Annotated in this window: 22 protein-coding genes and 4 tRNA genes; 21 read left to right on the top strand and 5 right to left on the bottom strand. The window is 70.2% G+C overall.

Translation table 11 applies throughout. The features are described from left to right. Positions 1 to 185: 185 nt before the first annotated feature. Together GE115_RS01675 and GE115_RS19185 are read left to right on the top strand one after the other, a co-directional pair. Complete coding sequence (locus GE115_RS01675) at positions 186 to 1,448, top strand: ammonium transporter (protein WP_153683061.1); 1,263 nt, start codon at positions 186 to 188, stop codon at positions 1,446 to 1,448. 61 nt (positions 1,449 to 1,509) lie between these two features. Next, complete coding sequence (locus tag GE115_RS19185; RefSeq protein ID WP_312854791.1) at positions 1,510 to 2,085, top strand: type II toxin-antitoxin system PemK/MazF family toxin; 576 nt, start codon at positions 1,510 to 1,512, stop codon at positions 2,083 to 2,085. Positions 2,086 to 2,189: 104 nt separating this feature from the next. Here the strand turns inward: GE115_RS19185 and GE115_RS01665 are convergent. Continuing rightward, positions 2,190 to 2,265: transfer RNA gene (locus tag GE115_RS01665), tRNA-Val, on the bottom strand. 269 nt (positions 2,266 to 2,534) lie between these two features. Between GE115_RS01665 and GE115_RS01660 the strand changes: the two genes are divergently transcribed. From GE115_RS01660 to GE115_RS18675, 4 genes are all read left to right on the top strand, one after another. Continuing rightward, positions 2,535 to 2,606 (top strand) — tRNA-Gly (locus GE115_RS01660). Positions 2,607 to 2,676: 70 nt separating this feature from the next. Then, a tRNA-Cys gene (locus GE115_RS01655) sits at positions 2,677 to 2,750 on the top strand. Positions 2,751 to 2,786: 36 nt separating this feature from the next. Beyond that, positions 2,787 to 2,861 (top strand) — tRNA-Val (locus tag GE115_RS01650). Between the two features lie 261 nt (positions 2,862 to 3,122). Continuing rightward, the gene (locus GE115_RS18675) at positions 3,123 to 5,078 is read left to right on the top strand and encodes a PKD domain-containing protein (RefSeq protein ID WP_246190459.1); all 1,956 of its coding nucleotides are present in this window, start codon (positions 3,123 to 3,125) and stop codon (positions 5,076 to 5,078) included. 9 nt (positions 5,079 to 5,087) lie between these two features. Here GE115_RS18675 and GE115_RS01640 read toward each other — a convergent pair whose 3' ends face one another. Beyond that, positions 5,088 to 7,106: a glycosyl hydrolase family 28-related protein gene (locus tag GE115_RS01640; RefSeq protein ID WP_153683060.1), complete on the bottom strand. Its 2,019-nt coding sequence runs from the start codon at positions 7,104 to 7,106 to the stop codon at positions 5,088 to 5,090. Positions 7,107 to 7,470: 364 nt separating this feature from the next. On the opposite strand from GE115_RS01640, the gene thrS reads away from it, so the two are divergent. After that, positions 7,471 to 9,369, top strand: a complete 1,899-nt coding sequence (gene thrS / locus GE115_RS01635) for a threonine--tRNA ligase (protein WP_246190500.1) — start codon at positions 7,471 to 7,473, stop codon at positions 9,367 to 9,369. Next, on the top strand, positions 9,366 to 9,929 hold the full coding sequence (locus GE115_RS01630; RefSeq protein ID WP_153683058.1) for an HIT family protein: 564 nt from the start codon (positions 9,366 to 9,368) through the stop codon (positions 9,927 to 9,929). Before thrS ends, GE115_RS01630 begins: the two co-directional genes overlap by 4 nt. Positions 9,930 to 9,993: 64 nt before the next feature. Here GE115_RS01630 and GE115_RS01625 read toward each other — a convergent pair whose 3' ends face one another. Further along, positions 9,994 to 11,334 carry an aminotransferase class I/II-fold pyridoxal phosphate-dependent enzyme gene (locus tag GE115_RS01625; RefSeq protein WP_153683057.1) on the bottom strand — a complete coding sequence of 447 codons (1,341 nt, stop codon included), beginning with the start codon at positions 11,332 to 11,334 and terminating at the stop codon, positions 9,994 to 9,996. A 122-nt stretch (positions 11,335 to 11,456) separates the two neighbouring features. On the opposite strand from GE115_RS01625, the gene pdxS reads away from it, so the two are divergent. The 13 genes from pdxS (at position 11,457) to GE115_RS01565 (ending at position 24,037) form a co-directional block, all read left to right on the top strand. Further along, on the top strand, positions 11,457 to 12,347 hold the full coding sequence (gene pdxS / locus GE115_RS18450) for a pyridoxal 5'-phosphate synthase lyase subunit PdxS (protein ID WP_216648729.1): 891 nt from the start codon (positions 11,457 to 11,459) through the stop codon (positions 12,345 to 12,347). Further along, positions 12,344 to 12,988 carry a pyridoxal 5'-phosphate synthase glutaminase subunit PdxT gene (pdxT, locus tag GE115_RS18445; RefSeq protein WP_312854790.1) on the top strand — a complete coding sequence of 215 codons (645 nt, stop codon included), beginning with the start codon at positions 12,344 to 12,346 and terminating at the stop codon, positions 12,986 to 12,988. Before pdxS ends, pdxT begins: the two co-directional genes overlap by 4 nt. Before the next feature lie 79 nt (positions 12,989 to 13,067). Next, positions 13,068 to 13,928 carry a CPBP family intramembrane glutamic endopeptidase gene (locus GE115_RS01615; RefSeq protein ID WP_153683056.1) on the top strand — a complete coding sequence of 287 codons (861 nt, stop codon included), beginning with the start codon at positions 13,068 to 13,070 and terminating at the stop codon, positions 13,926 to 13,928. Then, positions 13,925 to 14,461 (top strand): DUF1697 domain-containing protein, encoded by a 537-nt coding sequence (locus tag GE115_RS01610; protein WP_153683055.1) that lies wholly within the window; start codon positions 13,925 to 13,927, stop codon positions 14,459 to 14,461. Before GE115_RS01615 ends, GE115_RS01610 begins: the two co-directional genes overlap by 4 nt. 86 nt (positions 14,462 to 14,547) lie before the next feature. Further along, positions 14,548 to 15,354 (top strand): hypothetical protein, encoded by an 807-nt coding sequence (locus tag GE115_RS01605; protein WP_153683054.1) that lies wholly within the window; start codon positions 14,548 to 14,550, stop codon positions 15,352 to 15,354. Between the two features lie 10 nt (positions 15,355 to 15,364). After that, positions 15,365 to 16,120 (top strand): YebC/PmpR family DNA-binding transcriptional regulator, encoded by a 756-nt coding sequence (locus GE115_RS01600; RefSeq protein WP_153683053.1) that lies wholly within the window; start codon positions 15,365 to 15,367, stop codon positions 16,118 to 16,120. A gap of 9 nt (positions 16,121 to 16,129) precedes the next feature. Beyond that, positions 16,130 to 16,747, top strand: coding sequence for a crossover junction endodeoxyribonuclease RuvC (gene ruvC, locus GE115_RS01595; protein ID WP_153683052.1), 618 nt, complete (start codon positions 16,130 to 16,132; stop codon positions 16,745 to 16,747). Further along, on the top strand, positions 16,744 to 17,364 hold the full coding sequence (gene ruvA, locus GE115_RS01590) for a Holliday junction branch migration protein RuvA (protein ID WP_312854789.1): 621 nt from the start codon (positions 16,744 to 16,746) through the stop codon (positions 17,362 to 17,364). Before ruvC ends, ruvA begins: the two co-directional genes overlap by 4 nt. Further along, complete coding sequence (gene ruvB / locus GE115_RS01585; RefSeq protein WP_153683051.1) at positions 17,361 to 18,431, top strand: Holliday junction branch migration DNA helicase RuvB; 1,071 nt, start codon at positions 17,361 to 17,363, stop codon at positions 18,429 to 18,431. Before ruvA ends, ruvB begins: the two co-directional genes overlap by 4 nt. Before the next feature lie 72 nt (positions 18,432 to 18,503). Next, positions 18,504 to 18,893, top strand: coding sequence for a preprotein translocase subunit YajC (gene yajC, locus GE115_RS01580; protein ID WP_153683050.1), 390 nt, complete (start codon positions 18,504 to 18,506; stop codon positions 18,891 to 18,893). 63 nt (positions 18,894 to 18,956) lie between these two features. After that, a complete protein-coding gene (secD, locus tag GE115_RS01575) occupies positions 18,957 to 20,690 on the top strand; it encodes a protein translocase subunit SecD (protein ID WP_312854788.1) in 1,734 nt (577 codons plus the stop codon). After that, entirely contained in the window at positions 20,690 to 21,709 is a 1,020-nt protein-coding gene (gene secF / locus GE115_RS01570; protein WP_153683049.1) for a protein translocase subunit SecF, read from the top strand. Before secD ends, secF begins: the two co-directional genes overlap by 1 nt. Before the next feature lie 78 nt (positions 21,710 to 21,787). After that, a complete protein-coding gene (locus GE115_RS01565) occupies positions 21,788 to 24,037 on the top strand; it encodes a RelA/SpoT family protein (protein ID WP_312854787.1) in 2,250 nt (749 codons plus the stop codon). Between the two features lie 8 nt (positions 24,038 to 24,045). Here GE115_RS01565 and GE115_RS01560 read toward each other — a convergent pair whose 3' ends face one another. Beyond that, on the bottom strand, positions 24,046 to 24,609 hold the full coding sequence (locus GE115_RS01560) for a hypothetical protein (protein WP_153683047.1): 564 nt from the start codon (positions 24,607 to 24,609) through the stop codon (positions 24,046 to 24,048). A 100-nt stretch (positions 24,610 to 24,709) separates the two neighbouring features. Further along, positions 24,710 to 25,942 (bottom strand): DUF349 domain-containing protein, encoded by a 1,233-nt coding sequence (locus GE115_RS01555; RefSeq protein WP_312854786.1) that lies wholly within the window; start codon positions 25,940 to 25,942, stop codon positions 24,710 to 24,712. Between the last annotated feature and the right edge of the window lie 27 nt (positions 25,943 to 25,969).

Below are 25,969 nucleotides of genomic sequence, written 5' to 3'. Positions count from 1 at the left end.
CCGCACGACGGGTACGCAAGTCCCGCACGGTCGATTCCCGGCCGATCCCTCGGTGGCTGAAACGCGCTGTTTACATCCGGCCGCCGCTCGTAACCACGGCGAAACAATCGCCGACGCCGCCTGAAACCTCGACTCATGAAACTGGGCCACGCAAGCCACCCCTGATTTCACAAGAGAGGTTCGACATGGATCAAGGCAACACCGCGTTCATGCTGATCGCGGCAGCCCTCGTGTTGCTGATGACCCCTGGACTGGCGTTCTTCTACGGCGGTCTGGTCAAGGCGAAGAGCGTCATCAGCATGATGATGCTCAGCTTCGGCGCACTGGGTCTCATCGGCGTCCTGTGGGTCGTCTACGGCTACGCGATCGCGTTCCCCGGCGCTGAGGGCCTGATCGCCCCGTGGTCGATCGACTGGTCGGCCATCGGCCTGTCGAGCCTCCTCGAGACCCCCGAAGACGCCGCGTACCCGCCGCTGGCCTTCGTCGCCTTCCAGGCGACCTTCGCGATCCTCACGGTCGCGCTGGTCTCGGGCGCGATCGCCGACCGCGCGAAGTTCGGCGCGTGGATGATCTTCGCCGCGGTCTGGGCGACGGTCGTGTACTTCCCGGTCGCGAGCTGGGTGTTCAACTTCGGGCTCGCCGAAGACGGCAGCTTCGCCTACGGCGGCTGGATCACGTACGGCATGCAGGAGTTCTTCGGCGTCGGTGCCATCGACTTCGCAGGCGGCACCGCGGTGCACATCAACGCCGGTGCGGCCGCCCTCGCCCTCGCCCTGGTGCTCGGCAAGCGCGTCGGGTTCTCGAAGGGCGCCCACGTGCCCCACAACCCGCCGTTCGTCCTCCTCGGCGCCGGCCTCCTGTGGTTCGGCTGGTTCGGCTTCAACGCGGGCTCCGAGCTCGCCGCCGACGGCACCGCCGCCCTCGCCTTCGTGAACACGATCGCGGCGCCGGCCGCGGCGCTGCTCGCCTGGCTCCTCGTGGAGAAGCTGAAGGACGGCAAGCCGACCTCGGTGGGCGCCGCGTCGGGCGCGGTCGCCGGCCTCGTCGCGATCACGCCGGCCTGCGCCTCGCTCACCCCGATCTGGGCGATCGTGCTCGGTGTCGTCGCCGGTGCGGTGTGCGCGCTCGCGATCGACCTGAAGTTCAAGTGGGGCTTCGACGACTCGCTCGACGTCGTGGGCATCCACCTCGTCGGCGGCCTCATCGGCACGCTCTACCTGGGCTTCTTCGCCAACGGCACGGGCCTCATCTACAGCGGCGACCCGACGCAGCTGCTGGTCCAGGCCATCGCCGCGCTGGCCGTGCTCGCCTACTCGTTCGTGCTGGCCTACGTCATCGGCTTCGCGATCCAGAAGACGATCGGCTTCCGCGTGAAGGACGAGGACGAGATCGCCGGCATCGACACCGTCGTGCACGGCGAGGAGGGCTACAAGCTCGAGACCGTCTGAGGCCGACCCACGGCCTGAGCCTCTCGAAGGGCTCCCGAGGGCGGTGGGGTAGTGTGCGGGTGTGCCGAGCACCAGCCGCTTCCTCACCGCCCTTCGGCGTGTCATCCGGTCGGTGACCGGCACCTCGCGAGCCGCCGAAGCCCCATCGCGCGCGCGAACGGATGCCTCGCCGCAAACGGATGCCTCGCGACGCGCGACGGCGCTCCTCGAGGCGTCGCCTGGACAGGCCGGTGAGGACGCGACCATCGAACTCGATCCGTCGCGGATCGGCCCGGTGCGCTTCGCCTACGCGCCCGATCGCGACGGTGATCCCGACCCCGGCGAGATCGTCTGGACCTGGGTGCCGTACGAGGAACGCGACGGACGAGGCAAGGACCGCCCGGTCGCGATCGTGGCGGCGGGGGCGGCGGGGGAGTTCCTCGCCGTGCAGCTGACCAGCAAGGCGCACGACGGCGACGCCGACCACGTCGCGCTCGGCACGGGCGACTGGGATGCGTCGGGCCGGCCGAGCTGGGCGCGGATCGACCGCGTGTTCCGCGTGCGCACCGGCGGGATGCGGCGCGAGGGCGCGACGCTCGACGCGGTGCGGTTCGCGCGGCTCACCGAGGCGCTCGAGGCACGGTACGGCTGGCGCTGAGGCGGGTGGCGCTATCGCGTAGCGCGCGGCCCCCGGTTCTGTCCCCGCGCTCACGGGCGGCCATCCGGGGAAACAAAAAACCCCCGGGTGACCGGGGGTTTCCGTGGTGGGCGATGCCGGGCTCGAACCGACGACCTCTTCCGTGTGAAGGAAGCGCGCTACCAGCTGCGCCAATCGCCCATCAGGATTCGCGGCCGAACCCGTCGGCCGCGGATTCGATACTAGCCGACGATCGGGGGCGATTGCACATCGGCGCCCAGCCGCGGATGCTGCGGCGCATCCGGGGGTGGTCCAGAAGTGCCTCGGGCGGCCCGCAGGCACGCGACACGCCCGGGATTCTCGGCGGGATTCATCCGGCGACCTGCGGAAACGCTGGGGGAGCTTGCCTCAGTTTGCGAGTCGTTCACCCGATCGGTTAGAGTCTCTCTGTCGCCGGAAACGGTGACAACGCGGATGTGGCGCAGTGGTAGCGCATCACCTTGCCAAGGTGAGGGTCGCGAGTTCGAATCTCGTCATCCGCTCTGATCGAAGCCGAGCAGTAATGCTCGGCTTCGCTCTGAGGTGGCAACACCGCCGAGGCGGCGATTTCACGGTGGATTGGCCGAGTGGCGAGGCAGCGGCCTGCAAAGCCGTATACACGGGTTCGAATCCCGTATCCACCTCCACAATCTGATCGCCTGTTAGGGTTGGTCAGTTCACATGGGCGATTGGCGCAGCGGTAGCGCGCTTCCCTGACACGGAAGAGGTCACTGGTTCGATCCCAGTATCGCCCACCACACAGAAACCCCCGGTTCGCCGGGGGTTTTCGCGTCTCCGGAGCCCGCCGCACCAGGCCGTGCAACGTACGGGCAACATCTGCCGCAGGTTGCAACCACTCGTGCCCTTGCCGTGCGCCGCCTCGATGGTCCAATCCGCCCCGTTCTGGGTGTAGCCGCCGATCGGGGTCGGGGCTAGTCTGCACGCCAGACGCGCGACGATGCGCGTGCCGAGCGCATCCGAAGCCCGCCTTGCCACACCCGACGCGCAAGGAGCCTCCGATGACCGCAGGCAGGACCACTCTGACGCTCGCCACCGGAGCGATCGTGCTCGCCGGCATGGCCATCGTTCCCCAGGCGCGGCCATCCGCGCCGGCCGCGGTGCCGGCGGACGTGACCGCCGTCGCCGGCACCTTGACATTCACCGCGTCCGGTGACATCGGCGCGGGCCAGAACTCCGCCGCCGTGCTGAGTCAGATCCCGACGCTGGGATCCGAGTTGCACCTCGCGCTCGGTGACCTCTCATACGGTGCGACCGGCGCGGAGGAGAGCTGGTGCGACTTCGTCACCACGCGCGTGGGCGACGGATTCCCGTTCGAACTCGTGTCGGGCAACCACGAATCGAACGGGCAGAACGGCAACATCAACGACTTCTCCGCATGCCTGCCCAATCAACTGCCGGGTGTCGTCGGCACGTACGGGCGCGAGTACTACGTGGATGTCCCGCAGGATGCGCCGCTCGTGCGGTTCGTCATGATCTCGCCCGACCTGCCCTTCCCCTCGGGCACCTGGTCGTACGCTGCCGGAAGCGCGCACTATGCGTGGACCGAGGCCGCGATCGACGGCGCACGGGCCGCCGAGATCCCGTGGGTCGTCGTCGGCATGCACAAGCCCTGCCTCTCGCTCGGCGTGTACGGGTGCGATCCCGGGGCCGACATCGTGAACCTGCTGGCTGAGAAGGCGGTCGACCTGGTCCTCACCGGTCACGAGCACCTCTATCAGCGCACCAAGCAGCTCGCGCTGCGCTCAGGATGCCCCTCGCTCGTACCGGGGCAAGCGACCGCCGCATGCATCGCCGATGCCGACGATGCGCTCGTGCGCAGTGCGGGTACCGTGTTCGCGACCGTCGGCACCGGCGGCGTCGGGCTGCGAGACGTGAACACCTCGGATCCGGATGCGCCGTTCCATGCTCGTTGGTCGGGACTGAATGCGACCCCGTCATGGGGCAACCTCCTCGTGACGGTGACACCCGACGCACTCGATGCCGAATTCCGGCCGGCGAACGGCACCTTCACCGACGCATTCCGGATCGATGCGAGCGGTGCGCCGCCGAACACCCCGCCGACGGCGGCGTTCGCCGAGGCGTGCACCGCGCTGGCATGCTCGTTCGATGCAGCCGCGAGCACCGACCCCGACGGCACCATCACGTCCTACGCGTGGGCCTTCGGCGACGGTGCGACCGGGACCGGGGCGACGGCGACGCACACCTACGGGGCATCCGGCACCTACCAGGTCTCGCTCACGGTGACCGACGACGACGGCGGCCAGGGCACCGTGCAGCGCGCCGTCACGGTGACGGGCGGCGGCGCCGCACCGCTGGCCGCCGACGCGTTCGGGCGAACGGTGGCGAACGGCTTCGGAACGGCCGACGCGGGCGGTGCGTGGACGACGGCGGGCACGGCATCGCGCTACTCGGTCTCGGGCGGTCAAGCGCGCCTGCACTACCCGACCGCGGGCATCACGTTGAATGCGAACCTGCAGTCCGTCTCGTCCACAGCGACCGACGTGCAGGCGACGCTGAGCCCCGATCGCGCGTCGAGCGGGAGCGGGATGTACCTGCACCTGAGCGGCCGGCGGGTGCCGGCGGTCGGCGCCTACCAGGCGAAGGTGCGGCTGCTGCCGTCAGGGCAGGTCGACCTCTCGCTCGTACGGGTCAACTCGTCGAATGCCGCCGACGTCACCATCCAGGGGTCGACGACGGTCATCCCGTCGGGGTTCGGGGCGGGCGACCGGTTGCGCGTCCGCGTGCAGGTGCTCGGCACCGGGCCGACGACGATCCGTGCGAAGGCGTGGGAGGTGGGCCAGCCGGAACCGGCCGCGTGGCAGCGTTCGGCGACGGATGCCACTCCTGCGCTGCAGGCACCGGGCCATGTCGGCGTTGCCGGTTACCTCTCGGGGAGTGCGACGGGGCTGCCGTATGTCGTCGCCGTCGACGACTTCGTCGCGACTGCGCAGTGACGCCCGCGCTCACGGCTGCACCCAGGGCGACGGCGCCGGGGGAGCGACCCGCGGGGGCCGGTCATCGCACGTGATGGTGTTCGGCAGCTCCCACGGCGCCATCCACGGCCCGGTGGTGCCGCCGCCGTCGTTGCCGCCCAGGTCGGTCACGGTGAACTCCGAACCGGTCGGCGGGAAGTTGAACGACCCGCAATTGTTGATGCCGACGGCGCCGACGTTGCGCGCATCGACGTTCTCGAAGGATGCGCCGCCCGCGACGCGGGCGCTCACGACCGACGTGCCGGTGCCGTCGACGCGGATGTCGCGGAAGGCCACGTCGTCGATGCGCACCTGGTCCTTCACGCCCCAGTCGGAGACCAGCATGATCGCGTTGTAGGTGCTGTCGAGGTAGTGGTCGGCGGTCACCTCGATGCGGGAGTCGATCGACCGGTCGAGCGCGTACAGCCAGATCGCCCCGAGCCCGATCCGCCAGTTCAGCTCGAACGTTCCCGCGCGGACGACGGTGTTGTCGGTGAACCGCAGGGTTCCGGCGAACGGCTCGGCGCCGAACCGCGAGCCGGCGTGCAGGCCGCTGCCCTCGCGGATCGGGTCGGCGACGAGGTTGCCCTCGACCGTGATGTCGGTGCCGCCGTAGATCGCGATGCCGTTCGCGAGCGTCGGCGTCTGCACGGTGTTGCGGCGGAACGCGTTGTCGGCGTTCGTCGTGCCCTCCGCCCACATCGCGAGTCCGTCGTCGCCGGTGTTGCGCACGAACGTGTGCTCGACGACCGAGCCGGTGACGCCCGTGTGGAAGTTCACGGCGTCGGCGATCTGGTCGACGATCATGGTGTCGCGGATCTGCACGTTCGACATCGGCCCGTCGAGCCAGATGCCCACCTTGGTGTGCTGGATGTGCAGGCCCTCGATGGTCGAGTCGCTGAACGCGCCGCCGATGCCGTTCACCTGGTCGGTGTCGATGCGCTCGCGCACGTCGCCGCGGATCGCGAAGCCCGAGAGGTGGACGTTTCGGCTCCCGCCCTCGGCGGCGGGCCGACCGTAGAATCCCACTCCCGTGTGCACCGAACCGTCGGGCGCCGGCTCGTCGAGCGCGACCTCGCGGCCCTGGATCAGGGTGTACCAGCTGCCGGCTCCCTCGATCGTCACGTCGTCGACCACGATGTGGCGGTCGACCCGGAATACTCCGGGCGGAAGGTACACGGGCAGCCCCTTGCGCTTCGCGAGCTCGATCGCACGCTCGATCGCGGGCGCGGCATCGCGCTTGCCGAACGGGTCGGCTCCGAACGCGAGCACGTTCGCCGCCTTGAGCCGCACGTGGGGGAGCCCGACCAGCTCCGTGTCGACCAGGTCGATCGTCGTGACCTCGGCCGCGGCATCCGAGGGGACGGCGAGTCGCAGCGTCGCACCCGCCGGAAACGTGCGCCCGAGGAGCAGGCGCTGCTCGTCGTAGAAGTGCATCGGGCGGAAGGGCGTCGAGATGCCCGTCGGCTCCGGTCCGTCGCGCTCGACGACCCACCAGTCGGGGTGCAGCAGTCCGGCGTTCGGGTCGTTGGTGAACGAGTACTGGTTGTACAGCCACGAGTACTCCGACGTGAGCGTCATCGTGCGGCGGAAGCCCCGGTCGACGCTCACGTCGAGCGCGGAGCGGATGCCGCCGCCCGCGGCGGAATCGGGGACGCTGTAGCGCACCGTGATCGCGTTCGTGCGCGCGGGCAGCGTGAACTCGATCCACTCGCCGCGCGCCAGTTGCACGGCGCTGCGACCGGATGCCTCGGCCGCGAGCGTGTAGGCGTCACGGCTCTCGGGTAGGAGGGTGCCGGTGGTCGCCGCCGCGTGCTCGGCCTCCTGTTCGAGGAACGGCACGTCGGCGCCGCGACCGGCGACGAGCGCCGGGTCGAGCGCGGCGCGGGTGACCGTCGGCGACGGTGCGTCGCCGGGGGGCGCGGCTGCGGCGCCGGTCGCGCCGAGCGTCATGATCGCCAGCGTCGCGGCGACCGCCGCGGCGATGGGGGTGAGGGAAGGGCGAATCATCGTCGACTCGTTTCGTTCAGGAGACGCCCGCGATGCGGCGGCGCGTCGATGGGCCGGACACGGCGAACGTATGCCTCGCGACGAGCGAGCCACAAGGCACGCGAGCGAATTGCCGTGCAACTGTCGACTTCTTGCGAACCGGGCGACAGGCTTGCGCAAGCGGCGGCGTGGGGCCGCACGTTGCTTGCATCGCGTGCCGCAAGTCGCCGCCGACGAACGCGAGCTGTGGCATCCGCTGATCGCCGCGCCGACCGGAGCGGGAGGCCGCTCGCGACTAAGGTTGAAGGGTTCCAGCACAGAACCCCGAGGAGTGGATCACGTGGTCGACGGTTTCGCACTGTTCACCGACCGATCCGTTGTCGCGATGCGCGTCAACGGCGAGTTGAAGGACCTCGCGGCCACGGTGACGGACGACGACGTCGTCGAGCCGGTGACGATCGACTCCGCCGACGGCCTGAACATCCTGCGCCACTCGGCCGCGCACGTGCTCGCGCAGGCCGTGCAGACGATCAACCCCGAGGCGAAGCTCGGCATCGGCCCGCCCGTGACCGACGGCTTCTACTACGACTTCGACGTGGCCGAGCCCTTCACTCCCGAAGATCTGAAGGCCCTCGACAAGGAGATGGCGCGCATCATCCGCGCGGGGCAGCGATTCGTGCGGCGCGTCGTCACCGACGACGAGGCGCGGGTCGAGCTCGCCGACGAGCCGTACAAGCTCGAGCTCATCGGCCTCAAGGGCGGCGCGGCCGATGGCGAGTCCGGCGAGAACGTCGAGGTCGGCGGCGCCGAGCTCACGATCTACGACAACGTCGACCCGAAGACCGGCGAGGTCGCCTGGAAGGACCTCTGTCGCGGGCCGCACCTGCCGAACACGCGCATGATCGGCAACGGTTGGTCGCTCATGCGGGTGGCCGCCGCCTACTGGCGCGGCTCCGAGAAGAACCCGCAGCTGCAGCGCGTGTACGGCACCGCCTGGCCCACGAAAGACGAACTCCGCGCCTACCAGCACCGGCTCGAGGAGGCGGCGCGCCGCGACCATCGCAAGCTCGGCGCCGAGCTCGACCTGTTCAGCTTCCCCGACGAGATCGGCTCGGGGCTGCCCGTCTTCCACCCCAAGGGCGGCGTCATCAAGCGCGAGATGGAGGACTACGTCCGCTGCCGCCACATCGAGGAGGGGTTCCAGTACGTCTCGACTCCGCACATCACGAAGGCGCACGTCTTCGAGCTGTCGGGCCACCTGCCGTACTACAAGGACACGATGTTCCCGCCGATGGAGTTCGAGAACTCCGAGTACTATCTCAAGGCGATGAACTGCCCGATGCAGAACCTCATCTACCGCTCGCGCGGGCGCTCCTACCGCGAGCTGCCCCTGCGGTTCTTCGAGTTCGGCACCGTGTACCGCTACGAGAAGTCGGGCGTCGTGCAGGGGCTCACGCGCGTGCGCGGGCTCACGCAGGACGACTCGCACAGCTACGTCACGCCCGAGCAGGCGCCCGGCGAGGTCAAGCACCTGCTCGACTTCGTGCTGGGCCTGCTGCGCGACTTCGGCCTCGACGACTTCTACCTCGAGCTCTCGACGCGTGACGCGAACTCCGACAAGTTCAAGGGCACCGACGAGCAGTGGGAGGTCGCGACCGGCGTGCTGCGCGAGGTCGCCGAGGCATCCGGCCTCGAGCTCGTGCCCGACCCGGGCGGGGCCGCGTTCTACGGCCCGAAGATCTCGGTGCAGGCGCGCGACGCGATCGGGCGCACCTGGCAGATGTCGACGATCCAGTACGACTTCAACCAACCCGAGGGCTTCGGGCTCGAGTACACGGCGGCCGACGGCACCCATCAGCAGCCGGTCATGATCCACTCGGCGAAGTTCGGCTCGATCGAGCGGTTCTTCGGCGTGCTGACCGAGCACTACGCCGGCGCGTTCCCGGTGTGGCTGTCACCCGTGCAGGTGATCGGCATCCCCGTCGCCGACGAGTACGCGCCCTACCTCGGCGCGATCATCGAGCAGCTGCGCGGTGCCGGCGTGCGGGCCGAGCTCGACACGAGCGACGACCGCATGCAGAAGAAGATCCGCACCCACACGACCCAGAAGGTGCCGTTCCAGCTGATCGCCGGCGAGAACGACCGGTCGGGCGAGACCGTGAGCTTCCGCTTCCGCGACGGCAGCCAGGAGAACGGGGTCGCCGTCGCCGACGCCATCGAGCGCATCCGAGGCGCGATCGCCGATCGCCGGCAGATCACGACGAGGGACGACCTGTTCGCATGAGCAACTACGGGCCCGACGAGTTCGACAGCGTCCCGACCCAGCGGTCGGGCGACCTCGCGGCGGTGCCCGATGCGTTCCAGCGGCTGTGGACGCCGCATCGCATGGTCTACATCGAGAACGGGCAGGATCCGAGCGAACACGCCTGCCCGTTCTGCCGTGCGCCCGAGTTCGACGACGAGACGAGCTTCATCGTGGCGCGCGGCGACCACGCGTACGTGCTGCTCAACCTCTACCCGTACAACAGCGGGCACCTGCTCGTGTGCCCCTATCGGCACATCGCGACGTACGACCAGGCGTCGCCCGAAGAGGTCGCCGAGATCGGCTCGATGACGCAGACGGCGATGCGGGTGCTCACCGAGGTGTCGCGCTGCGACGGCTTCAACCTCGGCATGAACCAGGGCCGCATCGCCGGGGCCGGCATCTCCGAGCACCTGCACCAGCACATCGTTCCGCGCTGGGCGCTCGACTCGAACTTCTTCCCGATCATCGCGAAGACCAAGGCGGTGCCGCGCCTGCTCGGCGACGTGCGTCGCGAGGTCGCGGAGGCCTGGCCGAGCTGAGCATCGGCGGCGCGGCGCGGCTCGGCGCGGCGCGGCGCGGCGCGGCTCGGCCCGGGCGCCGCGCTCAGTCGCTGCCCGCGGGCACGAGCCTGCCGCCGGCGGCGCGAACCGCTGCCGCGAGGTCGGTCGCCAGTCGCTCCGCATCGGGCTCGTCGAGGTCGTGCACGGTGAGCCGCAGCCCTCGGGCCGCGGGTGTCTGCGCGAGGGCGAATTCCTCACCGGGGCGTGCGAGCCAGCCGCGGCGCATGAGCTGTTCCGACACATCGCGCGCGGGCACCGGAAGCTGGACCCAGAGGTTGAGGCCGTCGCCGGCCGTGACCGGAACGCCCGCGGCGGTCAGCCGGGCGGCGAAGGCGCGGTTGCGCTCGGCGTAGTGGGCGCCCGCCGCCTCGATGTCGGCGATCACGTCGGGGTCGGTCACGAGGGCCAGGGCGAGCCGCTGCAGGAGGTGGCTGACCCAGGTCGTGCCCGGCGTGAGCCGCATCGCGAGCCGTTCGGCGGTGTCGGGATCCGACGCCGTGACCGCGAGGCACATGTCGGGCCCGAGGAACTTCGAGACCGATCGCACGAGCGCCCACCGCCGATGCTCGGGCCCGATGATCGAGTGGAACGGCCGGCGCGAGAGCATCGAGAAGTGGTCGTCCTCGATGACGAGCACGTACGGATGCTCGAGCAGCACCGCGCGCAGGTCGGCGGCGCGTTGCGCCGACAGCCCGGCGCCGGTCGGGTTCTGCGCGCGCGGGGTGCACACGACCGCGCGGACGCCCTGGTCGAGCGCGGCGCGGAGCCCGTCGACCGTCATGCCCTCGTCGTCGATGGGAACGGGCACGGGACGATAGCCGCCGACCCGGACGGTGTGGATGCTCGTCAGGAAGCACGGGTCCTCGAGCGCGACGGCGTCGTCGCGGACGAGCGCCTGCGCGAGGAGGCGCTCGACGGCATCGCCGGCGCCGCTCGTGATCGTCAGTTCGATCCGCTCGGGCGCGAGGTCGGCCCCCATCCACTCGCGCGCCCACTGCTCCAAGCGGCGATCGATGACCGGCTCGCCGTACAGCACGGGAGCGCCCACGACGTTCGCGAGCGCGCGCGACGGATCGGGGATGAGCGCGGGATCGGGGTTGCCCGTGGCGATGTCGCGGAGCACGCTGTCGACCGCGAATCCTTCCTGGGCGACCGGGGACCGGTCGGCGACGTGCGTGCCGCCGCGGCCACGCGTCACGACGACGCCCGCTTGCGTGAGCTGCCGGTACGCCGCGACGGCCGTGTTGCGGTTCACGCCCAGGCTGTCGGCGAGGGTGCGCACGGGCGGCAGGGCGTCGCCGGGGCCGAGCGCGCCCTGCTCGATGAGCCGGCGCACGCTCACGGCGATGTCGGCCGCGGAGCGGCCGGTGATCTCGAGGGTCATGGGTCGCTCCGTCGCCTTCCGTCACGTGGTCCCGGCCCATGCTATCTTTTGGCCTAAGTCAAACGATCATTCTGTCCGCGAGTCGCGCGAGCGCGCGGCAGCCACCCGAAGGGAAGCCCCCGATGAGCACTGGCCAGACCGGTTCCAGCCGCGTGAAGCGCGGACTCGCCGAGATGCTGAAGGGCGGCGTCATCATGGACGTCGTCACGCCCGAGCAGGCCCGCATCGCCGAGGACGCCGGGGCCGTCGCCGTCATGGCGCTCGAGCGCGTGCCTGCCGACATCCGCGCCCAGGGCGGCGTCGCCCGCATGAGCGACCCCGATCTCATCGAGGCGATCATCGCCGAGGTCTCGATCCCCGTCATGGCGAAGGCGCGCATCGGCCACTTCGTCGAGGCGCAGGTGCTGCAGGCGCTCGACGTCGACTACATCGACGAGTCCGAGGTGCTCTCGCCCGCCGACTACGTGAACCACATCGACAAGTGGTCGTTCGAGACGCCGTTCGTCTGCGGCGCCACCAACCTCGGCGAAGCGCTGCGCCGCATCAACGAGGGCGCCGCGATGATCCGCTCCAAGGGCGAGGCCGGCACCGGCGACGTCTCCGAGGCGACCAAGCACATCCGCAAGATCACGTCCGAGATCAACGTGCTGCGCTCGATGACGAAGGACGAGCTCTACGTCGCGGCCAAGGAGCTGCAGGCGCCCTACGACCTGGTCGTCGAGGTCGCCGAGACCGGCAAGCTCCCGGTCGTGCTGTTCACGGCCGGCGGCGTCGCAACGCCGGCGGACGCCGCGATGATGATGCAGCTCGGCGCCGACGGCGTCTTCGTCGGCTCGGGCATCTTCAAGTCGGGCAATCCCGAGGCGCGAGCGGCGGCCGTGGTCAAGGCGACGACGTTCTACGACGACCCCGCCGTCATCGCCGACGTCTCGCGCGGCCTGGGCGAGGCCATGGTGGGCATCAACGTCGGCGACCTCGCGGCGCCGCACCGGCTCGCCGAGCGCGGCTGGTGACGACGCTCCGCAGCGAGTCGCTCGCGGCGGGGGAGGTCGCTGGCGAGGCATCCGGCCCTCGAGTCGGCGTGCTGGCCCTGCAGGGCGACTTCCGCGAGCACGCGCGCGTGCTCGCGCAGCTCGGCGCGCGAGTCTCGCTCGTGCGCCGGCCCGACGAACTCGCCGACGTGGAGGGACTCGTGATCCCCGGCGGCGAATCGACCGTGATGGACAAGCTCGCGCGAGCGTACGGACTCGCCGAGCCGCTCAAGGCGGCGATCGCCGACGGACTGCCGGTGTACGGCACGTGCGCGGGGCTCATCATGCTCGCCGACACCGTGCTCGACGCCATCGCCGGCCAGGAGTCGCTCGGCGGGCTCGACGTGGTCGTGCGCCGCAACGCGTTCGGCTCGCAGAACCAGTCGTTCGAGACCGACCTCGGCGTTCCGGCGCTCGGCGAACCGCCCGTGCACGCGGTGTTCATCCGCGGACCCGTCGTCGAATCGGTCGGTGCGGATGCCACGGCGCTCGCGTCGCTCGACGACGGGCGTGTGGTCGCCGTCGAGCAGGGCAACCTCGTCGGCACGAGCTTCCATCCCGAGATGAACGGCGAGTACCGATTCCACGAGTACTTCCTCGGCAAGGTGCGCGCCCGCAGCTGAGGCGCTCCGACTCCCTGCAGTCGGTGTTCGGGGGGCTGGCCCCCTGTCGACACGCTGCGCGCGGCGTCACGCTCGGGACATGGTCATGGCAGCCCCGTCCGCCGCACACCCGACCGCCTCACGCCTGCCCGCGTCGACGCGAAGGGGCCTCGTCGTGTTCGGTGTCGCCTGCGCCGTCGTGAGCGCCGGGAGCTGGACCGCGGCGGGCCTGCTCGACGTGGCCGTGATGTCGACCTCGCTGTCCTACTGGCTGTTCGTGGTCGGTACCTGCGGGCCCAGCCTCGCCGCGTTGATCGCGTTCCTCGCCGTCCGCCGGAGCGCGGCGGTCCGCGTCCGCGTGCGGGCGCCGTGGGTATGGCTTCCCCTGGCCGTCGTGCTCGGCGCGCTTCCGCCCGTGGTGGCGGAGATCGTGCTCGGACTCGGTTCGTTCGGGGCGGAGGCATCCGGCGTCGTCGCCGCTGCAGGGGGCACCCTGCCGTTCCTCCTGACCTACCTGGTCGCGGGTCCCCTCGCCGAGGAGTTCGGCTGGCGGGGCTATCTCCAGCCGCGACTGCGCATGCGGTACGGCCCGCTTGCCACGGCGGTGATCGTCGGCGCCGCGTGGAGCGTCTGGCATCTTCCCCTGTTCCTCCTTCCGGGCACCGGTCAGCACGAGATGGGGCTGTTCACTGCGAACGGACTGATGTTCCTGCTGATGGTGATTCCCCTGTCGATGACGTTCCTGTTCCTGTCGGAACGACTCCGCGGAGGCGTCTGGTCCGCGATCGTCGCCCATCTGGCGGTGAACGTCGCGCTCTCGCTGTTTCCGCCGCAGACTCCTGCCGGCGGGGCGATCCAGCTCGCGACGACGTCGGCCATCGCGTTCGCGGCGTGGCGGGTCATGCGCCAGGGGCCGGCCGGTCCCGCCACGGCCGACGGGCGAGTACCGTCGTCGGTATGAGCACCTGCATCGCCCTGCTGCGCGGCGTGAACGTCGGCGGCATCACCGTCAAGTCGGCCGACCTCCGCGACCTCTTCGTCGATCTCGGCTTCGAGGGCGTGCGCACGGTGCTCGCGACCGGCAACGTCGTGTTCGAGGCATCCGATCGCGATGCTGCGGATGCCTCGGCGCTGAAGTCGCGGATCGAACGGGCGCTCGGCGAGCGGTTCGGCTACGACGCCTGGATCGTGCTGTCGACGGTGGACCACGTGGCGCGCGTGATCGACGCGTTCCCGTTCGACGCCGACGATGCGACGCGGCAGCCGTGGGTGATCTTCGGTTCCGACGAGCAGGTGCTCGACGAGCTCGAGGCGGCCGCGGCCGACCTCGACCCCGACGCCGACCCGGTCGCCCGCGGCGACGGAGTCGTCTACTGGAACCCGATCAAGGGCACGACCACCGTCACCCCGTTCGCGAAGCTGCTGGCGAAGGCGAAGGTCAAGCCGTCCACGACCAACCGCAACCTGCGTACCCTGCGGAAGATGGTCGGCTGAGCGGCGGGCGGGGAACGATCGATTCGAGCGTCCACAGGGTTCCGGCGACGACGGACCTGCACGCTCGGAAGCACCAGAATGGGGGAGTGAGCCTCCGACGCCTGCTGCTGCCCGCGACGATCGTTCCCGCCCTGCTCATCGGGTGTGCGCCCGTGCCGACCGCCGCGACGTCGACCGAGACTCCGGCGCCCGCGGTCGGCGGAGCGACGGCTCCGGCCGAAGCGGCCGTACCGGTCACGGCGGCTCTCGCGGAATGCTCGGGGCTGGAGCTGCACACGGCGGGCGCGTCGGTGGCCGGTGCCGCACTCGCGCAGTGCCTGCAGGCGTTCATCGAGGCCGCGCGCACCGGCTCGGCGCGGCTCGAGCACGCCCTTCCGAGCGAACAGCGCTGGCTGGTCGTCGACGCCGGCGCCTACGTGCTGCACGACCGGCTCGACGGGGGGAAGATCGCGATCACCCCGGACGCCGGCTGGTCCGAGTCCGACGGGGTGTGGATCCGCGCGGATCCGAACGGCTCGGTCGAGGAGATCATCGCGGATCAGGTCGTCGAAGCGGCTCGCGGGCTCGCCATGCCCGCCGCGATCGGGGGCTTCGCGACCGCAGGCTCGGCGTTCACGGTGGGCGAGCCGGAGGAATTGGGGCTCCCCGACGGACTCAGCCGCAGCCTGACGCCGATCGCGATGGACGCGCCGATCGACGTCGACGGCGTGTACACGATCGACGAGATGGTCTTCTACGGTGACGAGACCGTACCGCTCGTCGCGATGAAGACCACCGCGACGATGCCCGGCCTTCCCTCCGAGACCTCGATGACCTACTTCGCCGACTGGGGCGCGGAAGTCGACCTCGACGAGATCGAGGAACTGACCGGAACCGAGTTGCCGATTCCGTAGACTGGTCACCATGTCCGGCCACTCCAAATGGGCGACGACCAAGCACAAGAAGGCCGTCATCGACGCACGTCGTGCCAAGTCGTTCGCCAAGCTCATCAAGAACATCGAAGTCGCAGCCAAGATGGGCGGTGCCGACCTCGCGGGGAACCCGACCCTCTACGACGCCGTTCAGAAGGCCAAGAAGACCTCGGTCCCCAACGACAACATCGAACGCGCGATCAAGCGCGGCGCCGGCATCGGCGGCGAGGCCGTCGAGTACCAGAGCATCACGTACGAGGCGTACGGCCCCTCGGGCGTCGCCCTCATGATCGAGGTGCTGACCGACAACAAGAACCGCGCCGCCGCCGAGGTGCGCACGGGCCTCAATCGCAACAACGGCACCCTCGCCGACCCCGGGTCGGTCGCGTACAACTTCTCGCGCAAGGGCGTCATCGTCGTCACCGGCGAGGGCACCACCGAAGACGACGTCATGATGGCGGCGCTCGAGGCCGGCGCTGAAGAGATCGAACCGCACGCGCTGGGCTACGAGGTCATCACCGACCCGTCCGACATGGTCGAGGTGCGCAAGGCACTGCAGGAGGCCGGGCTCGACTACGAGTCGGCCGACATCGAGTTCGTGCCGAACCTCAAGGTCGAGGTCGACGCGGAGACGGCCCGCAAGGTGTTCCGCCTCATCGACGCCCTCGAAGACAGCGACGACGTGCAGAACGTGTACGCGAACTTCGACCTGACCCCCGAGGTCCAGGCCGAGCTCGAGGCGGAGTAGCCGATCGCCATGCGGGTGCTCGGCGTCGACCCCGGGCTGACCCGCTGCGGCGTGGGCGTGGTCGACGTGGAGCCCAACCGGCAGGCGAGGCTCGTCGACGTCGTGGTGCTGCGCTCGCCGACCGACCTGCCGATCGAACGGCGTCTCGCCCGCATCGCCGACGGCCTCGAGGCGATCTTCGAGGAGCACCGACCGAACGCGGTCGCCCTCGAACGGGTCTTCGCCCGGTCCGACGTGTCGACGATCATGGGCACGGCGCAGATCTCGGGTGTGGCCATGCTGATCGCGGCCCGGCGCGAACTGCCGGTGGCGCTGCACACGCCCTCCGAGGTCAAGGCGTCGATCACGGGCTACGGCCGGGCCGACAAGAAGCAGGTCGGCGCGATGGTCGCCCGGATCCTCGGCCTCGACGCGGTGCCGAAGCCGGCCGACGCCGCCGACGCGCTCGCGCTCGCGATCTGCCATGCGTGGCGCACCGGCGGGGTCGCCGGGCAGGCGGTCCGCGACGCCCGGGCGGCCGACGCGGGCGGTTCGGATGCCCCGGGCCTGACCCCGGCGCAGCGGGCGTGGCTCGCCGCCGAGCGCTCCGCGGCCGTGTCGGGGGCCGCCCGTAGGGTGAAGGAGTGATCTCCTCCCTCCGCGGCCGCGTCATCGCCGCAGCCGGCAGTTCGATCGTCCTCGACGTCGGCGGCGTGGGCTTCCACGTGCACACGACGCCCGCGTTCGTCCTCGCCACGCGCGACGGCGCTGAGGCGAGCGTGCACACGGCGCTCATCGTCCGCGAAGACGCCATGACCCTCTTCGGGTTCCCGACGCGCGACGAGCTCGAGGTCTTCGAACTGCTCATCGGCGTGACCGGCGTGGGCCCGAAGTCGGCGCTCGGAGTGCTCTCGGCGCTCTCGCCCGACCAGGTCGCCGAGGCCGTGCACCGCGAAGACGACGCCGTGTTCCGCAAGGTCAGCGGCATCGGCCCGAAGACGGCGAAGCTCATCACGGTCTCGCTCGCCGGCAAGCTGCAGGCGCCTGCCGCGAGGCCCGCATCCGCACCCGCGGTGGCGGGCGGCGCGGCCGAGAACGTGCTCGCGGCACTCACGGGCCTCGGCTGGTCCGAGCGGGTCGCGGCCGAGGCCGTCGACGAGACCGTGGCCGAGGCATCCGAGGTCGACGCGGCATCCGTGCCCACGCTGCTGCGACTGACGCTGGCACGGCTCGGGCCCGCCCAGCAGGTCGGCCGGGCGCGATGAGCGGCGACGACCTCACCGACCCCGAGCTCGCCTCAGAGGCCGAGCTCGCGTTCGAGGGGGCGCTGCGCCCGAAGAGCCTCGAGGAGTTCGTGGGCCAGACCCGGGTGCGCGGGCAGCTCCAACTGCTGCTGACCGCGGCGGTGATGCAGCAGCGCACGCCCGACCACATCCTGCTCGCGGGGCCTCCCGGCCTGGGCAAGACCACGCTCGCGATGATCGTCGCGCACGAGGGCGGGCGACCGCTCCGCATGTCGAGCGGCCCCGCCATCCAGCACGCCGGCGACCTCGCGGCGATCCTGAGCTCCCTGGTTCCGGGCGAGGTGCTCTTCATCGACGAGATCCACCGCATGGCGCGCTCGGCCGAAGAGATGCTCTACCTCGCGATGGAGGACTTCCGCATCGACATCATGGTCGGCAAGGGCGCCGGAGCGACCTCGGTCCCGCTCGACCTCTCGCCGTTCACGCTCGTCGGTGCGACGACGCGTGCGGGCCTGCTGCCCAACCCGCTGCGCGATCGCTTCGGGTTCACCGCGCACCTCGAGTTCTACGACGAGGCCGAGCTCGAGCAGGTGCTCGCGCGGGCCGCGGCCATGCTCGGCCTCCCGATCGACGGCGAGGCCGTGGCCGAGATCGCGGGCCGCTGCCGCGGCACGCCCCGCATCGCCAACCGGCTGCTCCGGCGCGTGCGCGATTACGTGCTGGTGCACGGCTCCGGGCGGGCGGACGGATCCGGCGGACGCACCGGGCGTGCCGACCTCGAAGCCGTGCGCGCCGCGCTCGACCTCTACGACGTCGACGAGCTCGGCCTCGATCGGCTCGACCGCGCGGTCATGCAGACCGTGCTCACGCGCTTCGGGGGCGGGCCGGTGGGGCTCAACACGCTGGCGGTCTCGGTGGGCGAAGAGTCCGAGACCATCGAGGCCGTCGTGGAGCCCTTCCTCGTGCGCATCGGGCTCATCGTCCGGACGCCGCGCGGCCGCATGGCGACGCCAGAGGCGTGGCGGCATTTCGGGCTCTCCGAGCGGGCGCCCGATGCGGCGACGGCCCTCCCGATCGATGACCTATAATCCAAGGAGGCTTCAGCCCGCCTGCACATGACTTCGTGCGCAGTGACGCACCCGGAAGGTTCATTCGTCCCCATGGTCTTCGATCCGTTCACCATCATCATGCTCGCCGTCCTGGCGGTGCTGATCTTCTTCATGTTCCGCAACTCGCGCAAGCGCCAGGCCGAGCAGCGCGAGCAGCAGTCGAAGGTCGTTCCGGGTGCGAAGGTGATGACGAACTTCGGCCTCTACGGCACCATCCTCTCGATCGACGAAGACGAGAACCAGATCCAGCTCGAAGCGGCGCCCGGCACCGTGCTCACGGTGCACCGGCAGACCGTCGCGCGCGTGATCGACCCCGTCGTCGCGGCCGATGACGCGGTCGAAGCCGATGCCGCTGCGGTCGAGGGCGAGCCCGAGTTCGGCGAGCGCATCGACGCGCCGTCGAACGACGAGACGCCCGACACCAAGAAGTCGGACGACTGAGCCAACCCACCGTCGCTCCGCTCGCGCGGTGATGCGCGGGCGCCTGCAGAGAAGGCACACAACGTGGCTGCACCAACCAAGCGGTCGTCCCGACCGGCGCCGGTCCGAAAGGCCTGGCGTTCGCTGAGCTGGCTCGGCGTGATCATCGTCGGCCTGTTCGCGATCAACGCCGCCGGGGTCATCTGGGGCGGAGGCTCCTGGACCCCGAAGCTGGCGCTCGACCTCGAGGGCGGCACCCAGATCATCCTCGAGCCGCAGCTCGAGGACGGCGCATCTGTCACCCAGGAGCAGCTCGACCAGGCGGTCTCGATCATCCGCCAGCGCGTCGACGCCTCGGGCGTCGCCGAGGCCGAGATCAACACCGAGGGCGACAACCTCGTCGTGCGCATTCCGGGCGAGCTCGACGAGCAGACGCGTGCGCGCATCCAGTCCTCGGCGAAGCTCGAGCTGCGTCCGGTCCTGCTCACGGGAGCGCCCAGCACGGCGGCCGCCGACCCGAGCGCCGCGCCCGAGCCGACCGAGCCGGCCGAGGAGCTCTCCTCGACGCCGACCGTCGAGCCGACCGACGGCAGCGACCTCAACTGGGTGACCCCGGCCCTGCAGGCCGAGTACGACGACTTCGACTGCTCGCAGATGGATTCGGCTGAGACCAACGTCGCGCCGGCCGATGAGCCGCTCGTGACCTGCGACCTCACGCGCTCGGTCAAGTACCTGCTCGGCCCGGTGGAGGTCAGCGGCGAGAACATCACCGATGCCTCGGCGGGCCTCGTGCAGACCAGCAGCGGCGCGTCGACCGGCCAGTGGGCGGTCAACATCGTCTTCGACGCCGAGGGCACCGAGGACTTCGCCGCGGTCAGCACCCGGCTGTTCGGCCTGAAGGACCAGCCGCCGCGCGACCAGTTCGCGTTCGTGCTCGACGGCGGCGTGCTCTCCGCGCCGTCGATGAACGGCATCATCACCGACGGCAAGCCGCAGATCACCGGGCAGTTCGGCCAGGCCGACTCGCAGGCGCTCGCCGACCAGCTGAAGTTCGGCGCACTGCCGATCAGCTTCACGGTGCAGTCGTCCGACACGATCTCGCCGACGCTCGGCTCGGCGCAGCTGCAGGCGGGCCTCGTGGCGGGCCTGATCGGCCTCATCCTCGTCGTCATCTACACGCTGTTCCAGTACCGCGCGCTCGGTTCGGTGACGATCGCGTCGCTGGTCATCGCGGCGATCATCACCTACCTCGTGATCACGATCCTCTCGTGGCGCGAGGGCCTGCGGCTCTCGCTCGCGGGCATCGCGGGCCTCATCGTCGCGATCGGCTTCACGGCCGACTCGTTCATCGTCTACTTCGAACGCGTGCGCGACGAGCTGCGCGACGGCCGCCCGCTCGTCGGCGCGGTCGAGGCCGGCTGGAAGCGCGCGTTCCGCACCGTGCTCGCGTCGAAGGGCGTGAACCTGCTGGCCGCGATCGTGCTGTTCGTGCTCGCCGTCGGCAGCGTCAAGGGCTTCGCGTTCACGCTGGGCGTGACCACGGTCATCGACGTCATCGTCGTGATCCTGTTCACGCACCCGATGCTGCAGTTGCTCGCGCAGACGCGGTTCTTCTCGAGTGGCAATCCGTGGTCGGGGCTCGATCCGAACGCGCTCGGCGCGGTGTACCGCGGTCGCGCGGAATTCCGCAAGCCGGTCGCCGTCTCCGCACGGAAGGTCGCGTCGAGCTCGAAGGAGGCGCAGAAGCGCCAGACGATCGCCGAACGGAAGGCCGCGGTCATGACCGGCGCCGGCTCCGACGAGGGCAAGGAGTCCTGATGGCCAACCGATTGACGACGTTCGGCAACGACCTCTACACCGGCAAGCGCTCCTTCAACTTCGTCGGCGGCCGCCGCAAGTGGTACCTGATCGTCGGCGTGATCCTGATCCTCTCGGTCGCGATCCCGCTGCTGCGCGGGGTGAACCTGAGCATCGAGTTCACCGGCGGTTCGCAGTTCTCGATCGCCGGCGTCGAAGATGCCACCGCGCAACCGGGCGTCGACGCCGTGCACTCGGTCGTCCCCGATTCGGTCCCCAAGGTGACCATCGTCGGCGACGACGGCGTGCGCGTGCAGACCGAGCAGCTCTCGCAGGCGGAGTCGCTCGAGGTCTCGGGTGCCCTGGCCGAGGCGTACGACGTGCCGCAGTCCGAGGTGACCTCGTCGTTCATCGGCCCGACCTGGGGTCAAGACGTGACGCGGCAGACCCTCGTCGGCCTCGCGGCGTTCCTGATCCTCGCGGCGATCGTGATGGCGCTCTACTTCCGCACCTGGAAGATGTCGGCCGCCGCGATCATCGCACTGATCGCCGACCTCATCGCCACGGTCGGCATCTACGTCTCCGTGGGCTTCGAGATTTCGCCCGCCGCCATGATCGGCATCCTGACGATCCTGAGTTACTCGCTCTACGACACGGTCGTGGTATTCGACAAGATCCGCGAGAACACGGCTGAAGAGGGCGAGGAGTCGCGGCGCACCTTCGCCGAGTCGGTGAACCTCGCGGTGAACCAGACCCTCGTCCGCTCGATCAACACCTCCGTCGTCGCGGCTTTGCCGGTCGCCGCGATCCTCTTCATCGGTGCCGGAGCACTGGGCGCCGACACGCTGCGAGACATCTCGCTCGCACTCCTCGTCGGCATCCTCGTCGGCACCTGGTCGACCGTGTTCCTCGCGGCGCCGCTGTACTCGCAGCTGCGCGAGGGGGAGCCCGCGATCAAGCGCCACGACGCCAAGGTGCTCAAGGAGCGCGAGCGCGCGGGCGGGGCATCCGCCGACGTCGCGGCGGTCGCCACCGCATGACGTTCGCCGAGGGCATGCCCGCATCCGGCCCGATGATCGCCGCAGTCAGGCGATAATCGAAGTCTGGAGGTGGCGAGCGTGACGGAGACCGGGGTCAACCAGACGGCGTCGCTGCGCCGCCTCGTGCCCAGGATCTTCTCGAGGGCGCAGTCGACCGGCGCGGTCGACACCTTGCTGCGCACGGTCCGGATGCATCATCCGAAGGCCGACCTCGGCCTGGTCGAGCGCGCGTACCAGGTCGCCGAACGCGCGCACGAGGGCCAGAAGCGCAAGAGCGGCGAGCCGTACATCACGCACCCGGTCGCGGTCGCGCAGATCCTCGCCGACCTCGGCATCGGCTCGAAGACCGTCGCCGCGGCGCTCCTGCACGACACAGTCGAAGACACGGCCTACACGCTCGAGCAGGTGCGCCACGACTTCGGCGACGAGATCGCCATGCTCGTCGACGGCGTGACCAAGCTCGACAAGGTCAAGTACGGCGACTCGACGCAGGCCGAGACCGTCCGCAAGATGATCGTGGCCATGTCGAAAGACATCAGGGTCCTCATCATCAAGCTCGCCGACCGCCTGCACAACGCGCGAACGTGGGGCTTCGTGCCGGCCGCGTCGGCGACGCGCAAGGCGACCGAGACCCTCGAGATCTACGCTCCGCTCGCGCACCGGCTCGGCATCCAGACCATCAAGTGGGAGCTCGAGGACCTCTCGTTCGCGGTGCTGTACCCCAAGCTCTACGCCGAGATCGAGAGCCTCGTGCGCCAGCGCACGCCCCAGCGCGAGGAGTTCGTCCAGTCGGTCATCGACCTGATCGGCGACGACCTGAAGGCCGCCCGCATCCGCGGCAAGGTCGTCGGCCGGCCGAAGCAGTACTACTCGATCTACCAGAAGATGATCGTGCGCGGGCGCGAGTTCGACGAGATCTACGACCTCGTCGGTATCCGCGTGCTCGTGAATTCGGTGCGCGACTGCTACGCCGTGCTGGGCGCCATCCACGCGAGGTGGACCCCGCTGCCCGGCCGGTTCAAGGACTACATCGCGACGCCGAAGTTCAACCTCTACCAGTCGCTGCACACGACGGTGATCGGCCCGAAGGGTCGCGCGGTCGAGATCCAGATCCGCACGCACGACATGCACCAGCGTGCCGAGTACGGCGTTGCGGCGCACTGGAAGTACAAGGAGCGCATGGCGTCCGGGCGGGCCGACAAGCCCGCGGCGACCGAGACCGACATGGCCTGGTTGGCGCACATCTCGGACTGGCAGGCGGAGACCGCCGACCCGGGGGAGTTCCTCGACTCGCTGCGCTTCGAGATCGGCGCGAAGGAGGTCTACGTCTTCACGCCGAAGGGTCGCGTGATCGGGCTGCCCGCCGGTGCCACGCCGGTCGACTTCGCCTACGCCGTCCACACCGAGGTCGGGCACCGCACCATGGGCGCGAAGGTGAACGGCAGACTGGTGCCGCTCGAGAGCGAACTCGTCAGCGGTGATGTCGTCGAGGTGTTCACCTCCAAGAACCCCGACTCGGGGCCCAGCAAGGACTGGCTCTCGTTCGTCAAGAGCCCTCGTGCCCGCAACAAGATCCGGCAGTGGTTCACCAAGGAGCGTCGCGACGAGGCGATCGAGCACGGGCGCGATGCGATCGCCCGTGCGATGCGCAAGCAGAACCTGCCGCTGCAGAAGCTGATGAGCCAGGAGTCATTCGCCGAGGTCGCCGCGCAGCTGCGCTATGACGACGTCTCTTCGCTCTACGCCGCCGTCGGAGAGGGGCACATCTCGACGCAGTCGGTGCTCGAGAAGGTCGTCGCGCTCGTCCGTGAGGTCGACGACAACGACGAGCCCGACCTGCCGATCTCGACCAGGCCGCGCACGATCCCGCGCTCGAGCGACTCGGGCGTACTCGTGCGCGGAGCGCCCGACATCCTGGTCAAGCTGGCCCGCTGCTGCACCCCGGTGCCCGGCGACCAGATCGTGGGCTTCATCACCCGAGGTTCGGGCGTGTCGGTGCACCAGGCGTCGTGCCACAACGTGCAGTCGCTGCTGCGCGAGCCCGAGCGCATGATCGACGTCGAGTGGGCGCCCAGCTCGAAGAGCGTGTTCCTCGTGCAGATCCAGATCGAGGCCCTCGACCGTGCGGGCCTGCTCTCCGACGTCACGCGGGTGCTCTCGGAGCACCACGTCAACATCCTCTCGGCGAACGTGTCGACCTCGACGGACCGCCTGGCGCTCAGCCGGTTCGTGTTCGAGATGGGCGACACGACGCACCTCGACCGCGTGCTGAACGCGGTGCGGCGCATCGACGCGGTGTACGACGTCTACCGCGTCTCCGACGGCTGAGCCCGAGGTCAGTCGGCCCGCACGGCGAGTGCGGCGACCACCTCGTCGAGCCGGGCGAGCGCCCGCTTCTTGTGGGGGAGCCGGAACGACCCGTCGAATCGCTCGCGCACGGCGTCGGCGAGCCCTGGTCGCGCGTCGAGGAGCTCGCCCACGACCGGCAGCACCGCGTCGTCGGGGGCGGCCACGTCGCGGAGCAGGTCGTAGACCGTGCGCAGCCTGCTCGTGCACCTGACGCCGCCGATCTCGTCCACATCTCCGGGCTCGAAGAGCACCTCCCGCACCTGGCCGCGCCCGATGTGCGCGGTCGACCGCGTGCGCGCGTCGATGCAGAACTGGGTCTGCGCGGGGGGCACGAGCTCGGCGCCGTGCACCCAGGCGGCCGACATGCGATCGACGATCAGGTCGGGCTCGGCGCCGAGCGCGACCAGGAGCGCGCGCAGTGACGGCAGGTCGGGTTCGTCGATCGGCACGAAACCGCCCCGGATCTCGACGACGTCGCCGTCGATGCGTGCGGCGCACAGCTCGGCGAGGGGGAGGTCAGTGGTGCCGAGGACGCTCGGGAGTCGGGCCATGCGCACCATCGTGGCGCACCGCCCAACGGGCGCCGGGCGCGAACGCCGCCGGCTGTGGACAGCCGGCGGCGTCGCGAGCGGTGGAGGAGGAGCCGCGGCGTCAGCCGCCGACGGCCTTCAGCCAGGCCTTGCGGGCCTCGAGTGCTTCCTTCGCCTCGGCGGCCGCCTTGCGGTCGCCCGAGGCCTCGGCTGCGGCCAGGTCGGCCTCGAGCTTCGCGATGGCGTCCTGCAGCTGGCCGAGCATGCCCTCGGAACGCGCCTTCTTCTCGGGGTCCTCGCGCTGCCAGCGCTCGTCTTCGAGGGAGCGCACGTGCTGCTCGACCTTGCGCAGGCGGTCTTCGACCGGGCGCACCTGGTCGCGGGGGACCTTGCCGATCTCGTCCCACCGGCGCTGGAGCCGGCTGAGCGTCGCCCGCGCCGCGGCGGGGTCGGTGGCGGTGAGCAGCGTCTCGGCCTCGGTCAGCAGTTCGAGCTTCTGGTCGAGGTTGACCCGGAACTCCTCGTCGTCGCGCGCGTCGACCTCGGCCTTGGCCTGGAAGAGCACATCGCCCGCCGCTTTGAACTTGGCCCACAGGGCGTCGTCGAGCTTCTTGCCGGCGCGGCCCGCCTGCTTCCACTCGTCGAGGAGGTTGCGGTAGTCGGCCACGCCGTCGGCGCCGCGCGGCGCGAGCGCCTCGGCGCGTTCGATCAGCGCCTGCTTGCGGGCGCGCACATCGCGGTGGGCGGCGTCGAGTTCGGCGAAGAACGCCTTGCGGTGCGTCTCGATCGTCGAGCGAGCGGTGCGGAACCGCTTCCACAGCTCGTTCGCATCGTTCTTCGGCAGGCGAGGGCCGTCCTGCTGGTGGCGCTGCCAGCTCGTGAAGAGCGCGTCGAGCTCGGCCGAGGTCTGCTTCCACTGCGTCTTCTGCGGGTCTTGCGCCGCCAGCCGCTCGGCCTGCTCGACGATCGCGGTGCGCTCGGCGAGCGCCTGCTCGACGGCGGCGCGCGCCTCGGCCTGCTGCTGCTCGGTGAGTTCGGCTGCAGTGCCCGAGAGGGCCTCGAGCCGCTTCGCGAGCGCGTCGAGGTCGCCGACGGCGTGGGCGTCGGCGACGGAGGCCTGCAGGTGCGAGACGGCCTTGGCCACATCGGCGGCGGGCGCCCCGCGGCGCACGCGCTGCTCGAGCAGCGTCACCTGCCCTGCGAGGTCGGTGTACTTGCGCTCGAAGTAGGCCAGCGCCTCCTCAGCCGTGCCGTCGGGGTACTGGCCGACGGCACGCTCGCCGTCGTTCGTCCGCACGAAGACGGTACCCGTCTCGTCGACGCGGCCCCACGGTTGCTGGTCTGAATCGGTCACGGCCTCACCCTGTCGTGGTCGGATGCC

The organism is Agromyces agglutinans (assembly GCF_009647605.1).
Taxonomy (GTDB): Bacteria; Actinomycetota; Actinomycetes; order Actinomycetales; family Microbacteriaceae; genus Agromyces; species Agromyces agglutinans.
This window is presented reverse-complemented; position numbering and strand designations above follow the sequence as displayed.